Annotated in this window: 12 protein-coding genes; 7 read left to right on the forward strand and 5 right to left on the reverse strand. The window is 67.6% G+C overall.

What is annotated here, in order from left to right; genetic code table 11:
• Window positions 1-125: 125 nt before the first annotated feature.
• The 5 genes from coxB to MHZ35_RS04390 are packed head-to-tail and all read left to right on the forward strand — an operon-like array spanning window position 126 to window position 5,662.
• On the forward strand, window positions 126-1,103 hold the full coding sequence (gene coxB, locus MHZ35_RS04370; RefSeq protein ID WP_239434538.1) for a cytochrome c oxidase subunit II: 978 nt from the start codon (window positions 126-128) through the stop codon (window positions 1,101-1,103).
• Window positions 1,100-3,625, forward strand: a complete 2,526-nt coding sequence (ctaD, locus tag MHZ35_RS04375) for a cytochrome c oxidase subunit I (RefSeq protein ID WP_239434539.1) — start codon at window positions 1,100-1,102, stop codon at window positions 3,623-3,625. Before coxB ends, ctaD begins: the two co-directional genes overlap by 4 nt.
• Window positions 3,622-4,002, forward strand: coding sequence for a hypothetical protein (locus tag MHZ35_RS04380; RefSeq protein WP_239434540.1), 381 nt, complete (start codon window positions 3,622-3,624; stop codon window positions 4,000-4,002). The genes ctaD and MHZ35_RS04380 overlap by 4 nt, the downstream gene beginning before the upstream one ends.
• Window positions 3,999-4,604: a cytochrome c oxidase assembly protein gene (locus MHZ35_RS04385; protein WP_239434541.1), complete on the forward strand. Its 606-nt coding sequence runs from the start codon at window positions 3,999-4,001 to the stop codon at window positions 4,602-4,604. The genes MHZ35_RS04380 and MHZ35_RS04385 overlap by 4 nt, the downstream gene beginning before the upstream one ends.
• Window positions 4,601-5,662: a c-type cytochrome gene (locus tag MHZ35_RS04390; protein ID WP_239434542.1), complete on the forward strand. Its 1,062-nt coding sequence runs from the start codon at window positions 4,601-4,603 to the stop codon at window positions 5,660-5,662. Before MHZ35_RS04385 ends, MHZ35_RS04390 begins: the two co-directional genes overlap by 4 nt.
• Before the next feature lie 153 nt (window positions 5,663-5,815).
• On the opposite strand, the gene ahpF is transcribed toward MHZ35_RS04390, so the two are convergent.
• The 5 genes from ahpF to MHZ35_RS04415 all read right to left on the reverse strand — a co-directional run bounded on the left by ahpF (window position 5,816) and on the right by MHZ35_RS04415 (window position 10,782).
• On the reverse strand, window positions 5,816-7,393 hold the full coding sequence (gene ahpF, locus MHZ35_RS04395) for an alkyl hydroperoxide reductase subunit F (protein ID WP_239434543.1): 1,578 nt from the start codon (window positions 7,391-7,393) through the stop codon (window positions 5,816-5,818).
• Window positions 7,394-7,480: 87 nt separating this feature from the next.
• Window positions 7,481-8,044 (reverse strand): alkyl hydroperoxide reductase subunit C, encoded by a 564-nt coding sequence (gene ahpC, locus MHZ35_RS04400; RefSeq protein ID WP_125959837.1) that lies wholly within the window; start codon window positions 8,042-8,044, stop codon window positions 7,481-7,483.
• 137 nt (window positions 8,045-8,181) lie between these two features.
• On the reverse strand, window positions 8,182-8,949 hold the full coding sequence (locus MHZ35_RS04405; RefSeq protein WP_239434544.1) for a Crp/Fnr family transcriptional regulator: 768 nt from the start codon (window positions 8,947-8,949) through the stop codon (window positions 8,182-8,184).
• 188 nt (window positions 8,950-9,137) lie between these two features.
• The gene (locus MHZ35_RS04410) at window positions 9,138-9,986 is read right to left on the reverse strand and encodes a DUF4336 domain-containing protein (RefSeq protein WP_239434545.1); all 849 of its coding nucleotides are present in this window, start codon (window positions 9,984-9,986) and stop codon (window positions 9,138-9,140) included.
• A gap of 85 nt (window positions 9,987-10,071) precedes the next feature.
• The gene (locus MHZ35_RS04415) at window positions 10,072-10,782 is read right to left on the reverse strand and encodes a FadR/GntR family transcriptional regulator (protein ID WP_239434546.1); all 711 of its coding nucleotides are present in this window, start codon (window positions 10,780-10,782) and stop codon (window positions 10,072-10,074) included.
• A gap of 175 nt (window positions 10,783-10,957) precedes the next feature.
• Between MHZ35_RS04415 and MHZ35_RS04420 the strand changes: the two genes are divergently transcribed.
• Complete coding sequence (locus MHZ35_RS04420; RefSeq protein ID WP_239434547.1) at window positions 10,958-12,118, forward strand: aldose epimerase family protein; 1,161 nt, start codon at window positions 10,958-10,960, stop codon at window positions 12,116-12,118.
• 17 nt (window positions 12,119-12,135) lie between these two features.
• Window positions 12,136-13,275 (forward strand): cellulase family glycosylhydrolase, encoded by a 1,140-nt coding sequence (locus tag MHZ35_RS04425; protein ID WP_239434548.1) that lies wholly within the window; start codon window positions 12,136-12,138, stop codon window positions 13,273-13,275.
• The last annotated feature ends 78 nt before the right edge of the window (window positions 13,276-13,353 follow it).

Below are 13,353 nucleotides of genomic sequence, written 5' to 3' on the forward strand. Positions count from 1 at the left end.
CGGTGCCGCCCCACCCGTTCCTTACGTTTTATGTCTGCCGGATCGAAGCGCCCGCGCGGGCGTTGCGGTCGTGCACAAGTATAAGGTCGGGGGCGCGCCGCATGCGGCGCTGTGAAAAGGGTGGCATGCGCGCACGGCGGAGCGAGATCTTTGGCGCGACGGCAACAACGCTGCTGATCGCCGGCTGCAACCGCCACCAGTCCGCCCTGGCGCCGTTCGGGGCCGAAGCCGAGCAGGTCCGCCACCTCACGCTGGTGCTGGTGATCGGGGCGGTCGTCATCCTGGTAGCCCTCGCCGGCCTCTGGCTGGCCGCGGTGCGCGCACCTGAAGGGCACCTCAGCCACAAGGGCGGCATGCGCCTGGTGCTGGTGCTCGGCGCGCTGGTGCCGACACTCGTCCTGTTCGCCCTGCTGCTCTACGCGCTGCCGATGATGCGCCCGCGGCCGGTTGCCCCTGCCGACCTGCGCATCACCGTCACCGGGGAGCAGTTCTGGTGGCGGGTCGCCTACCAGCCTTCAGGAACTCCGCCGGTGACCGCCGCCAACGAGGTGCGCATCCCGGTCGGCCGAACCGTCGCCTTCCAGCTGAAGGCGTCCGACGTGATCCACAGCTTCTGGATTCCGGGCCTCGCCGGCAAGATGGACATGATCCCCGGCCGCACCAATGAGCTGGTGGTGCGCGCCGATGCGCCGGGCCGCTACCGCGGCGCCTGTACCGAATTCTGCGGTCTCTCCCACGCCCGCATGGCGTTCGACGTCGTCGCGATGGAGCCGGCGGAGTTCGATCGCTGGCTCGCCCTCCAGCGCAGGCCCGCCACCCCTCCTGCGGACACACGCGGCCAGGCGCTGTTCGCCGACAATGGCTGCGCAGGCTGCCACGCCATCCGCGGCACCGGCGCGCTCGGCATGATCGGCCCTGATCTCACCCACTTCGGCAGCCGCCTGCGCGTCGCGGCCGGCACGCTGCCGATGGAGACCGAGGCGATCGCCCGCTTCATCCGCAAGCCCGACGAGGCAAAACCCGGCGCGCGCATGCCCGCCTTTCCCCACCTGCCGCCCGACGACGCCCGGCAGATCGCCACCTATCTGCAGGGCCTGCAATGACCGCCGACGCACAGAACGATCCCGCGGTCCGCCGCGCGCAGGAGGAACGGCTGCGCGCCGTCTGGGAAGCGCCCAAGGGCTGGTTCTTCCGCTGGACCGATTGCAACAACAACCGCGTCGGCAACTGGTACGTGCTCACCGCCTTCGCCTTCATGCTGTTCGCGGGCGTGCTGGCGCTCATCATGCGCACCCAGCTGGCGGCGCCCGACAACGACCTGGTCTCGGCCTCGACCTTCAACCAGCTGTTCACGCTGCACGGGTCGATGATGATGTTCCTGTTCGCCGTGCCGATGTTCGAGGCGGTGTCGATCATCCTGCTGCCCAGCCTGCTCGGCGCGCGGGACCTGCCGTTCCCGCGGCTTTCGGCGTTCGGCTATTGGAGCTTTCTGATCGGCGGGGTCTTCGTCAGCGGGTCGATCTTCTTCAACGCGGCGCCCGACGGCGGCTGGTTCATGTACCCGCCGCTCACCACCCGCAAGGACCTGTCCGGCCTCGGCGCGGACATCTGGATGCTGGGCCTCTCGTTCATCGAGGTGTCGTCGGTCGCCGCCGCCGTCGAGCTGATCGTCGGCGTCCTGAAATGCCGCCCGCCCGGCATGCGCCTCAACCTCATGCCGCTCTACGCCTGGTACATCCTGGTCGTGGCGGTGATGATCCTGTTCGCCTTCCCGCCGCTGATCGCCGGCGACGTGCTGTTCGAAATGGAGCGGCTGCTCGATTGGCCGTTCTTCGATGCGGCCCGCGGCGGCGATCCGCTGCTCTGGCAGCACCTGTTCTGGATCTTCGGCCATCCGGAGGTCTACATCATCTTCCTGCCCTCGATCGCGCTGTTCGCGATGCTGGTGCCCACCTTCGCGCGCCGCCATCTGCTGGGCTATCCGTGGATCGTTCTGGCGGCGGTGGGCACCGCGTTCCTGAGCTTCGGCCTGTGGGTGCACCACATGTTCGCGACCGGGCTGCCCAAGATCAGCCTCGCCTTCTTCTCCGCCGCCTCGCAGGCCGTGGTGATCCCGACCGGCGTCCAGATCTTCTGCTTCCTGGCGACGCTGTGGGCCGGTCGCGTCGTGTGGTCGACGCCGCTCCTCTACGCCACCGGCAGCCTCGCCATCTTCGTGATCGGCGGCCTGACGGGCGTGATGGTCGCCGTGGTGCCGTTCGACTGGCAGGCGCACGACACCTATTTCGTCGTCGCGCATCTCCATTACGTGCTGATCGGCGGCACGCTGCTGCCGCTGTTCGCCGGCCTCTACTATTACTGGCCGCTGGTGACTGGAAAGAAGCTGTCGGACCGGCTCGGGCGCACCGCCTTCTGGATCATGTTCGTCGGCGCCAACCTTACCTTCTTCCCGATGCACTTTTCCGGCCTGATGGGCATGCCGCGCCGCGTGTTCACCTATCCGGCCGAGCTCGGCATCGGCGGCCTCAACCTCGCCTCGACAGCCGGCGCCTATCTGTTCGCCGCAGGCGTGGCCTTGGTGGTGATCGACCTTGCCCTCTCCCCCACCCGGCCCAAGGCACGGCGCAATCCCTGGGATGCGGGCACACTCGAGTGGCTGACGCTGCCTGAAAGCGAGAACTGGGGCGTGCGTTCGATCCCGCTGATCGAAAGCCGCTACCCCATCTGGGACCAGCCAGGCTTCGTGCGAAACGTGGACGAAGGCCGCTACTTCCTGCCCGATGCGGAAGAAGGACGCCGCGAGACGATCGTCACCACCGTCCTCGACGCGCGCCCGCTCCAGGTCGTTCGCCTCGGCACGCCCAGCGTGAAGCCGATGCTGACCGCCGTGGCGCTCGGCGGCGTGTTCATCCTCACCACCTACCACCTCTACTGGCTGGCGCTCCTCTCCGGCCTCGCGACCCTGGCGCTGGTGCTCGCCTGGCTGTGGACCGGCACCGCGGAGATTCCCGAAAAGCCGTGCAAGCCCATCGGCCACGGTCTCGAGCTGCCGCTCTACATCTCCGGGCCCTCCTCCTCCGGCTGGTGGGCCATGTTCATCACCATGATGGCCGATGCCACCGCCTTTTCGGGGCTGGTGTTCGGCTATTACTTCTACTGGACCGTGCATCCGGCGTTTCCGCCGTCCGGCCCCGGCCTCGACGGACCCGGCATCGCCTGGCCGATGGTTGCACTGGGGCTGACGCTCGCCAGCTGGGCTGCGACCGTCGCCGCGCGCGAGGTTCATGTTCGCGGCCGGGTGGCGCTCGCCCGGCTGTTGCTGATCGCCGCACCGCTCGCCTCGCTCGGCGGTCTGGCCGCAGGGCTCGCCGGTCCTTGGGCTACCGGTCTCGATCCCACGCTCCACGTCTACCCGGCGATCGTCTGGACGCTGGCCATCTGGACCACGGCCCATAATGGCATCGGCGCGATCATGCAGGTCTACACGCTGGCGCGCAGCCTGGCGGGCAGGATGACGCCGACCCATGATGCGGACCTGCGCAACATCACCGTCTTCCAGCATTTCCTCGCGCTCACCGCGATCGTCACCTATTTGACGATCGGCTGGTTCCCGGAGGTCGCATGAAGCGGGGTTTACGCGATCGCGTCCGGGCGCTGCGGGTCACGCTGTGGACGCTGATCATCCCGCCGACCTTGTGGGCGGCGCACTTCCTCTTCTCCTATCTCTGGGCAGCGGTGCGCTGCGCCAAGCTCGGCAGCTTCGCCGAGTCACCGACCGCCTTTGCGATCGGCACCATCCTCGCGCTGGTGCTGATCGCGCTGGCCGGCATCCTCGCCCACATCCAGTCCCGCATCCCCGGAGACCCGCCGCCGCATGAATCGGGGACCGACGTCGATCGCGTCCGCTTCCTCGCCAAGGCGACCCTGCTGCTGTCCGGCCTGAGCTTTGCCGGCGTGGTGTTCACCGCCATGCCCGTGCTCTTCCTCCAGGATTGCCGGTGAAGCGCGGCAGCCTCCTCGCCGGTGTCGCGCTGCTGGCGCTCGGCTGGCTGGTGTCGGCGCTCGGGCTCGGCATGGTCGGGCACATGGCCGGGCACATGATCGCCGTCGCGATCGCCGCGCCCCTGCTCGCCTGGGGCATGGTCGGCACCCGCTATGATCTCGCCCTCCGCGCGCCGCGGCTGGTCCATCCGCTCGCCATGTCGCTGGTCGAACTGGCCGTCGTCTGGGGCTGGCATCTGCCGGCAATGCGGGCGCTCGCCGACGCGCAGCTGGCCTGGCTGGCGATCGAGCAGCTGAGCTTCCTCGCCGCCGGCATCCTGCTCTGGGCCGCGGTGCTCGGCGCCGGGGGCGATCGGCGCGTCGGCGGCATCGGGGCGCTGCTGCTCACCTCGATGCACATGACGCTGCTGGGCGCGCTGATCGGCCTGGCGCCCCGTCCGCTCTACCCGATGATGGCGATGCATGGCGGCTTTGCCGGTCTCGGCCCGGTCGAGGACCAGCAGCTCGGCGGCGTCGTGATGCTGGTGATCGGCGGCGCCAGCTATCTGCTGGGCGCGCTGGCCATGCTCGGCGGATTGATCCGGCAGGAGGCACGGGCATGACCCTTCGCATCACCTGGCGTCGTGCGCTCGCGGCGCTCGTCGCCCTGGCGGCGGCGGGCCTGCTCTTCGCCTGGTCCGGCGCGTTCAACGTCGCCGCCTCCAGCGGCCATTGGGCGATCACCGACTGGTTCCTGCACTGGACCATGCGCAATTCGGTGCGCACCCACGCAGCGTTCGCCGCTGAAAAGGAGCCTCGGGACGACCTCGGCCTCGTCAGCGCCGCGGGCCACTTCAAGAACAGCTGCGCCGTTTGCCACGGCGCACCCGGCGTGCCGCCGTCGCCGGTGATGCGGGCAGCCACCCCCCATGCGCCGGACCTCTCGATCAACGCGCGCGAATGGGACGACCACCAGCTGTTCTGGATCATCCAGCATGGCGTGAAGTTCACGGGCATGCCCGCCTGGGCCGCCAAGGAGCGCCCGGACGAGATCCGCCGCATGGTGGCCTTCGTCCGCCGCCTGCCGCGGATGACGCCGGCACAATACCGGTCGCTGACGGACGAAACGCCCGCCGCGCCGCTGGCCGGCGTCTCCGATGCGACGCTGCGGACCTGCACCGGCTGCCACGGCGCCGACGGGCGCGGGCGCGGTGCCGACGACGTTCCGGTCCTGGGTGGGCAGCAGCCCGCGTATCTGCTCGCGGCGCTGCGCGGCTATGCAAGCGGGGATCGCCAGAGCGCGGTGATGCGGCAAGTCGCGGTCATGCTCTCGGATGCCGAGATGCAGGCCCTGGCGCGCCACTTCGCCGCCATGCCGGGCTTGCGTCCCCTCTCCGCTGGCCAGGGCACCGCCCCACGCCTGGTCTACCAGGGACTCCCTGAAAAGGAGCTTCCGGCCTGTCGCTCCTGCCACAAGCCGGGCGGACGCGCGCCGGCGATCGAGGGCCAGAAGGCGGGATATATCGCCGACCGCCTGCGCCACTGGCAGGGAGAGGAAGTCGAGGTCGACGCCCGTCAGTCGCAGGCGACGATGCCGGTGATCGCGCGCCGCATTCCCAAGGAGATGATCGAGCCGCTCGCCGCCTATCTGGAACAGGGCGCGGCGCGGCAGACGGACTGACGCCCAGGCCTCCACAGTGCTCCTGCGAAAGCAGGAGCCCAGGGTTCCGCACGCCGACGCTTGTTGTTCTACTTGGCCCTGGATTCCTGCCTGCGCAGGAATACGGATTCAGAAAAACAGACGGCGCGGCCCACCGGCCGCGCCGCCCAGCCGTTACGCCGCCTCGGCGAGATCCGCCGGGTTCAGGCGGATGAGGTAGTCGAACGCGGACAGCGCCGCCTTCGAACCCTCGCCCATCGCGATCACGATCTGCTTGTAGGGCACCGTGGTCGCATCGCCCGCCGCGAAGATGCCGGCCTGCGTGGTTTCGCCGCGATGGTCGATCTCGATCTCGCCGCGCGGGGTCAGCCCCACCGCACCCTTCAGCCACTCGGTGTTCGGCACCAGACCGATTTGCACGAAGATGCCTTCCAGCGCGATCTCGTGGGTCGTGCCGTGGTTGCGGTCCTTGTACGTCAGGCCGACGACCTTCTCGCCGTCACCCTTCACTTCGGTCGTGAGCGCGGAGGTGATGATCTGGACGTTCGGCAGGCTGGCGAGCTTGCGCTGCAGCACCGCGTCGGCGCGAAGGTCCGAGTCATATTCGATCAGGGTCACGTGCGCGACGATGCCGGCGAGGTCGATCGCCGCCTCGACGCCGGAGTTGCCGCCGCCGATCACCGCCACGCGCTTGCCCTTGAACAGCGGGCCGTCGCAGTGCGGGCAATAGGCCACGCCCTTGTTCTTGTACGCGTCCTCGCCCGGCACGTTCATCTGGCGCCAGCGAGCGCCGGTCGAAAGGATCACGGTACGCGCCTTCAGCGACGCGCCATTCTCCAGCCGCACCTCGTGCAGGCCGCCCGCCTGGGCTGCCGGGATCAGCTTGTCGGCACGCTGCAGGTTCATGACGTCGACGTCATATTCCTTGACGTGCTGCTCCAGGTGCGCGGCGAGCTTCGGCCCCTCGGTATGCGGCACCGAGATGAAGTTCTCGATCGCCATGGTGTCGAGCACCTGCCCGCCGAAGCGCTCGGCCAGCAAGCCGGTGCGGATGCCCTTGCGCGCGGCGTAGATAGCCGCCGCCCCACCGGCCGGGCCGCCGCCCACCACCAGCACGTCGAACGCATCCTTGGCCTTCAGCTTCTCGGCCGCACGCGCGGAGGCGCCGCTGTCGATCTTGGCGACGATCTGCTCCAGCTCCATGCGGCCCTGGCCGAACACTTCGCCGTTCAGATAGACGGTCGGCACCGCCATCACCTTGCGCGCCTCGACCTCTTCCTTGAACAGCGAACCGTCGATCGAGACGTTGCTGATGCGCGGGTTCAGCACGCTCATCAGGTTCAGCGCCTGCACCACGTCCGGGCAGTTCTGGCACGACAGCGAGAAATAGGTTTCGAAGGCGAAGTCGCCATCGAGGTTCTGGACCTGCTCGATCAGCTCCTGCGAAGCCTTGGACGGGTGGCCGCCGACCTGCAGCAGCGCCAGCACCAGCGAGGTGAACTCATGGCCCATCGGAATGCCGGCGAAGCGGACGCCGATGTCGGTGCCGGTGCGGCGGATCTGGAAGCTGGGCTTGCGCGCATCGTCACCGTCGACGACGGCGATCTTGTCGGAAAGGGCAGCGATTTCGTTCAGCAGCTCACCCAGCTCGCGCGACTTTGCGTCGGTCCCGAGCGAAGCGACGAGCTCGATCGGCTCGCGAATGTTGACCAGATAGGCCTTGAGCTGCTGCGTCAGATTGGCGTCGAGCATGGGGAAACTCCGGAAACTTGATACAAAACGGCCCGGGGCGAACGGATTCACCCCGGGCCGCCTGGTTACCCAAGGGGGCTGGGTAATTTAGATCTTGCCGACCAGGTCCAGCGACGGGGCGAGCGTGGTTTCACCCTCTTCCCACTTTGCCGGGCAGACTTCGCCCGGGTGCGCTGCGACATACTGCGCGGCCTTGATCTTGCGCAGAAGCTCGACGGCGTTGCGGCCGACACCTTCCGAGGTGATCTCGACGAACTGGATCACACCCTCCGGATCGACCACGAAGGTCGCACGGTCGGCGAGGCCGGCACCGTCGCGCATCACGCCGAAGTTGTTGGTGATCACGCCGGCCGGGTCACCCAGCATGGTGAAGTCGATCTTGCCGATCGCCGGCGAGGTGTCGTGCCATGCCTTGTGGCTGAAGTGCGTGTCCGTCGAGACGCTGTAGATCTCGACGCCCAGCTTCTGGAACTCGGCGTAGTTGTCGGCCAGGTCTTCCAGCTCGGTCGGGCAGACAAAGGTGAAGTCGGCCGGATAGAAGAAGAACACCGCCCACTTGCCCGCTACGTCGCGGTCGCTGACCTCCAGGAACTTGCCCTGCTTGTAGGCCTGCGTCGTGAACGGCTTCAGCGAGCTACCAATGATTCCCATTCCAAAAACTCCATGCTGCGGATGCGAATGAAATAGGGAGCCGCGGCGCGCGAGGGAAGTGATGAAATCCTATGGAGTTGATCGATTTCGTCGATGACGCATGATCGGGTTACAGGGGGTGCTCCCGCCCCTCACGCTCACTGGTCTGCGTGATCCGCAACGCCGGCACCAGCCATGCCATGGCTCTGCCGCGCCTCACGCTGTGCGCGGTGCAGATAGTCCGGCGCGAACAGCGAGGCTTCCTGCAGCGCGGCGAAGTTGGGAATGCGCAACACGCGGCCCGAGAGGCTGATCAGCCCCGATGCACGCAACTGCTGAAGCGTCCGGTTGATGTGGACCGAGGTCAATCCGGTCGCATCGGCGAGATCGGTCTGCGTGAGCGGCAGGTCATAGCATTCGCCGTTCGAAAGGCCGACGTCGCGCAGCCGCAGCGCCAGCTCGCACAACAGGCTGCCCAGGCGTTCCATGGCATTGCGCTGGCCCAAGTTGGTGGTCCATTCGCGCTGCACCGAAAGATGGACCAGCATCTGCCACCACAGGGCCTTGCCGATGCGGGGATGGTCCCGCGTCAGACGCTGGATGGCCTCGCCCGGAATTTCCATATAGCGGACATCGGTCAGCGCGCCGATGGAGTGATCCATCCGCCTGAGCACCAGGTTGTTGAGATCGCAGCTGTCGCCCGGAAGCAGGAAGCCCACGATCTGTCGGCGCCCGTCCTCCAGCGTCTTGAACTGGCACGCCCAGCCGGAGACGATCAGGAACACCGCCCGCGGCACTGCCCCCTCGGCGATGATGTCCCGCCGAGCGTGTGCCAGTCGGATCGGCAGCGCGAGCATCTGCTGGAGTGCCGCTTCGTCTTCGGGCGTCAGGCGTGCATAGTTGCCGAGGCGGCGGATCAACATCATTCCACCGCTTTGATGTCCGTCGTGCACCCATGCTCCCCTTGCTACGGGGAAGCGGCTTACCGGCGGTCCGTGAAGCGGTAACTCATCTATGTTATTCGTCCTGGCGGAGTTGCGGAACCGCACGACTCCACTGCCGCGCCCGCCGACCTGCGCCCCGGCTTGCGGGTGCTTCAGCAAGGCCTGCGGGGTTATCGGACCCGATCTCCCAGAAGCCAGGCGAAGGCGTGGCGGAGGTGCCGGGCGCCATGCCCCGCGAACACCGCCCCATGGGCAACGACCACCCGCTCCGGATCGAGGTCGATGAGCCCGCGGATCTTTGTCGCCGCCTCGTCGCCGTTCCAGCGGATCAGCACGCGCAGATAGCGTGCGGTGGTCCCGTCGGTCGCACCCGCTGCCGCCATCGCCGCGCGGGTGAAGGGCGGCAGCTTCTCCGGCTGGAGGTTCTCGACGAGGTCCACGAGCAACAGCGTGCGGCTGGCCTTGTGGAAGAAATAGGCCTCGCGAAAGCCCGCTGCGCCGGGAACGATCCCCTGCTCCAGTTCGGAGGACCACGGCTCCTCCGCCGCGTCCTGCAGGTCGCGGTCGATCCGCACACCCGAATTGCGCACCTGGCGCCGGTCGCGAAGTCCCGGAACGCCCCAGGTGGTCGCGTCCGGATAGGCTTCCTGCCAGGCTTTGAGGAACGTCCAGTGCGCGATATTCGGCGCCACCAGGTGCCGGATCGGCCCGATCGCCTCCAGCGCCTTGGCGAGTGCCGGCGTGTAGCGGATCGGGGAGTGAAGCCAAAGGTCACCGTTCCCCAGCCGCACCACCGTCATGCGCACCGGCAGGGTGATGCCCATGGGTGCGATCGGCGCGCCATCGACGATCCAGACATCGTCGGCGAGCGGCTTGGGCGTGTCGAGCGGCGGATAGGCGACTTCGCGATCCCCATGCTCGTGCGCCGAGAGGCGGCTATAGGCGAGCCCGACGGCAGCAGCGCCCAAAGCGAGGCCCGCCCCGATCTTCCAGGCATGGGTAGTGCGTTCAGCGTTCATCTGCCTGTCTCCCGGCTCGTCGCCGGTTCAGCGCGACGGCGCCCGGGAAGTTCCGCCGCCGGCTGCAATGCAGCCGGCGGACGGTTCAGGCGGCGGCCGCCTCTTCCCCGACCCCTTCGATCAGCACCAGCACGTCGTCGATCAGCTTCGCCATGGCGAGCCGCGCCCGGTCCGCATCCCCCGCGACGATCGCTTCATAGACGGCGGCATGGTCCGCGATGCTGGCGGAACGGCCCGCGATCCGGTTGGTGAAGCGGATCGACGTCCGCAGCGCCGTCGCCACCACGTCCCGGAACTGGATGTAGAAGGGATTTTCGGAAGCCCGCAGCACCGCCACGTGAAAGGCGATGTCGGCGTCCAGCGTCTCGTCACGTCCCTGTTCGGCAGCGCGCATCCGGTCGAGCCCGGCGAGGATCGCGGCATGCTGTTCCGGCCCCGCACGCCGGGCCGCAAGCGCTGCCGCCGCCGGCTCGACCGCGACGCGCAGTTCGTTGAAGTGGCGCAGGAGGTTGATCGAGAGCTTGCGCTCCAGCAGCCAGCGCAGCACGTCCGTGTCGAACAGGTTCCAGGATTCCTGCGGCAGCACGAACGTGCCCTGCTTGGGGCGGGCGCCCAGCAGCCCCTTGGCCGCCAGCATCTTCACCGCCTCACGCGTCACCGAGCGGCTGACGCCATGCTCCCTGACGATATCCGCTTCGTTCGGAAACGGCCGGTCGTTGTAGTAGCCGACGACGATCGCCCGTCCCAGCACCTCCTGAAGACCATAGGTAAGATTACGCCCTAACTCCTGCTGCACGTCGGCACACCCCTCCGGTGTTGCAGGCGTTTTCCGCCTGCTTGCTTGTTGCGTACGCCTGCCCCTCGAACCCTTCAAGCCAATTATCGTACAATTGGCTTGCAGTGCCTCCCTCAGGCGCTACACATGCGGGGATGCCATTCGGAGAAGGTGGCCGCAAGATGAGGAGAGAGCGATGCGCCAGGCGTGGATGTTGCTTGCGGCGGTGGCCGTGGCAGGCTTGACGGCCCATACAGCCCAGGCGGGCGAGGCAAAGCGCTCGACCTTCGGCCGCACCAGCGACGGAAAGCCGGTCCCGGCGGTCACGCTCACCAACAGCCATGGCGTCTCGGCGACGGTGATCGCCTGGGGCGCCAGCCTTCAGTCGCTCAAGATGCCCGACCGCGACGGCCGCATCGAGGACGTCACGCTCGGCTATCCGGACATGGCCGGCTATCTCAAGCAGCCCGAGTTCTTCGGCGCCACGGTCGGCCGCGTCGCCAACCGCATCGCGCAGGGCCGCTTCACCCTCGATGGAAAGACCTATCAGACGCCGGTCAACGACGGCCCGAATGCACTGCACGGCGGCACGCGCGGGTTCGACAAGGTCGTGTGGGACGTGGTCTCGGTGAAGTCGGGCACGACGCCTTCGGTCACGCTGCGCTACGTCAGCCGCGACGGCGACCAGGGCTATCCCGGGACGCTCACCGTCGACGCGACCTATTCGCTCGACGAGAACAACGCCCTCACCATCGACTATCGCGCCACCACCGATCGGCCGACCGTCGTGAACCTTTCCAACCACGCCTATTGGAACCTCTCGGGCGAGGGTTCGAGCGCGGGCGCGATGAACCACATCCTGGAGATCCCTGCCCAGCGCTTCACGCCGGTGGACGAGACGCTGATCCCCACCGGCGAGCTGCGTCCGGTCGCAGGCACCGTGTTCGACTTCCGCACGCCGCACCAGATCGGCGAGCGGGTGCGCGACGCCCGCGACATCCAGATGGTCTACGGCCGCGGCTACGATCATAATTGGGTGATCGGCGACCGCGTCACCCAGGACCAGCACCTGATGGCGCGCGTCCACGATCCGCTGTCGGGCCGCGGGTTCGAGCTCTGGTCCAACCAGCCGGGCCTGCAATTTTATTCCGGCAACTTCATCAACGGCACCGTCACCGGCAAGGCGCAGCGCATCTACCGCGGCGGCGACGCGCTCGTGCTGGAGCCGCAGCTGTTCCCGGACACGGTGAACCAGCCCGCTTTCGGGTCTGCGCGGCTCGATCCGGGCCAGATCTATCGCAACACCATGACCTATCGCTTCTCCACGGGGCAGACCACATCGCCCCAGCAGCGCTAATCCCAGGAGCCCCGAACATGACTCGTTTCCTGCTGCTCGCCGGCGCCGCCTTTGCCACGATCACCACCTCGCTTCCGGCCGACGCACGCGACCTGTGGACCCCGACCCAGGCCAAGAGCTGGTACGGCAAGCAGCCGTGGATGGTGGGCGCCAACTACACCAACCGCGGCGCGATCAACCAGTTCGAGATGTGGCAGCCGGAGACCTTCAACCCGCAGCAGATCGACCAGGAACTCGGCTGGGCCCAGGACATGGGCATGAACGTCATGCGCGTCTACCTCCACAACATGCTGTGGGAGAATGACGCGGCGGGCCTCAAGCAGCGGATGGACCAGTTCCTCCAGATCGCCGACAGGCACAAGATTCGCGTCCTGTTCGTGCTGTTCGACAGCTGCTGGGATCCGAACCCGGTGGCAGGGCCGCAGCGCCCGCCGATCCCCGGCGTCCACAACTCCGGCTGGATGCAGGCGCCGGGCGCCGCGCGGCTCGCGGACGCCAGCCAGTACGACAAGCTTGAAGGCTATGTGAAGGACGTCGTCGGCACCTTCGCCAACGACAAGCGCGTGCTCGGCTGGGACGTGTGGAACGAACCCAACAACGAAGGCGGCGGCGGCGGCTCCTACAAGCCTACCCCGAACAAGACCGCGCTGGTCGCGGGGCTGCTGGGCCGCGTGTTCGACTGGGCGCGCAGCGTCGACCCCACCCAGCCGCTCACCAGCGGCGTCTGGATCGGCGAGCATTGGGACAAGGCCGAGACGCTGGACGCGGTGGAGCGCATCCAGCTCAGCCAGTCCGACATCAACAGCTTTCACGACTATAACTGGCCCGAACAGTTCGAGACCCGCGCCAAGCAGGTGTTGAGCTACGGCCGCCCCGTCTTCTGCACCGAATATATGGCGCGCGGGAACGGATCGACGTTCGACGGGTCGCTGCCGCTCGGCAAGAAGTACGACATCGCGATGTTCAACTGGGGCTTCGTCGACGGAAAGACGCAGACCCGCATGCCGTGGGACAGCTGGAAGAAGCCCTACACCTATGAGGAGCCGACCGTCTGGTTCCACGAGGTGCTGCGCGCGGACGGCACCCCCTATCGCAAGGCGGAGGTCGACCTGATCAAGCGCCTCACCACCGAAGCGAACGGCACCCGCCGCCGCTGACCCTCGAAGGGCCGGGTCCGCACAAGCGGCCCGGCCCTTTCGGTATTTGGCTCCGGCCTCGCGTCCATTCCTGCACCG

This window comes from Sphingomonas sp. ACRSK (assembly GCF_022346685.1).
Taxonomy (GTDB): Bacteria; Pseudomonadota; Alphaproteobacteria; order Sphingomonadales; family Sphingomonadaceae; genus Sphingomonas; species Sphingomonas molluscorum.

Bases quoted from the DNA above. Each gene is read 5' to 3' on its own strand.
- MHZ35_RS04410 (WP_239434545.1), bottom strand. From the start codon at position 9,986: ATGAACGCTGAACGCACTACCCATGCCTGGAAGATCGGGGCGGGCCTC.
- ctaD (WP_239434539.1), top strand. From the start codon at position 1,100: ATGACCGCCGACGCACAGAACGATCCCGCGGTCCGCCGCGCGCAGGAG.
- MHZ35_RS04380 (WP_239434540.1), top strand. From the start codon at position 3,622: ATGAAGCGGGGTTTACGCGATCGCGTCCGGGCGCTGCGGGTCACGCTG.
- MHZ35_RS04425 (WP_239434548.1), top strand. From the start codon at position 12,136: ATGACTCGTTTCCTGCTGCTCGCCGGCGCCGCCTTTGCCACGATCACC.
- ahpF (WP_239434543.1), bottom strand. From the start codon at position 7,393: ATGCTCGACGCCAATCTGACGCAGCAGCTCAAGGCCTATCTGGTCAAC.
- ahpC (WP_125959837.1), bottom strand. From the start codon at position 8,044: ATGGGAATCATTGGTAGCTCGCTGAAGCCGTTCACGACGCAGGCCTAC.
- coxB (WP_239434538.1), top strand. From the start codon at position 126: ATGCGCGCACGGCGGAGCGAGATCTTTGGCGCGACGGCAACAACGCTG.
- MHZ35_RS04420 (WP_239434547.1), top strand. From the start codon at position 10,958: ATGCGCCAGGCGTGGATGTTGCTTGCGGCGGTGGCCGTGGCAGGCTTG.
- MHZ35_RS04405 (WP_239434544.1), bottom strand. From the start codon at position 8,949: ATGATGTTGATCCGCCGCCTCGGCAACTATGCACGCCTGACGCCCGAA.
- MHZ35_RS04390 (WP_239434542.1), top strand. From the start codon at position 4,601: ATGACCCTTCGCATCACCTGGCGTCGTGCGCTCGCGGCGCTCGTCGCC.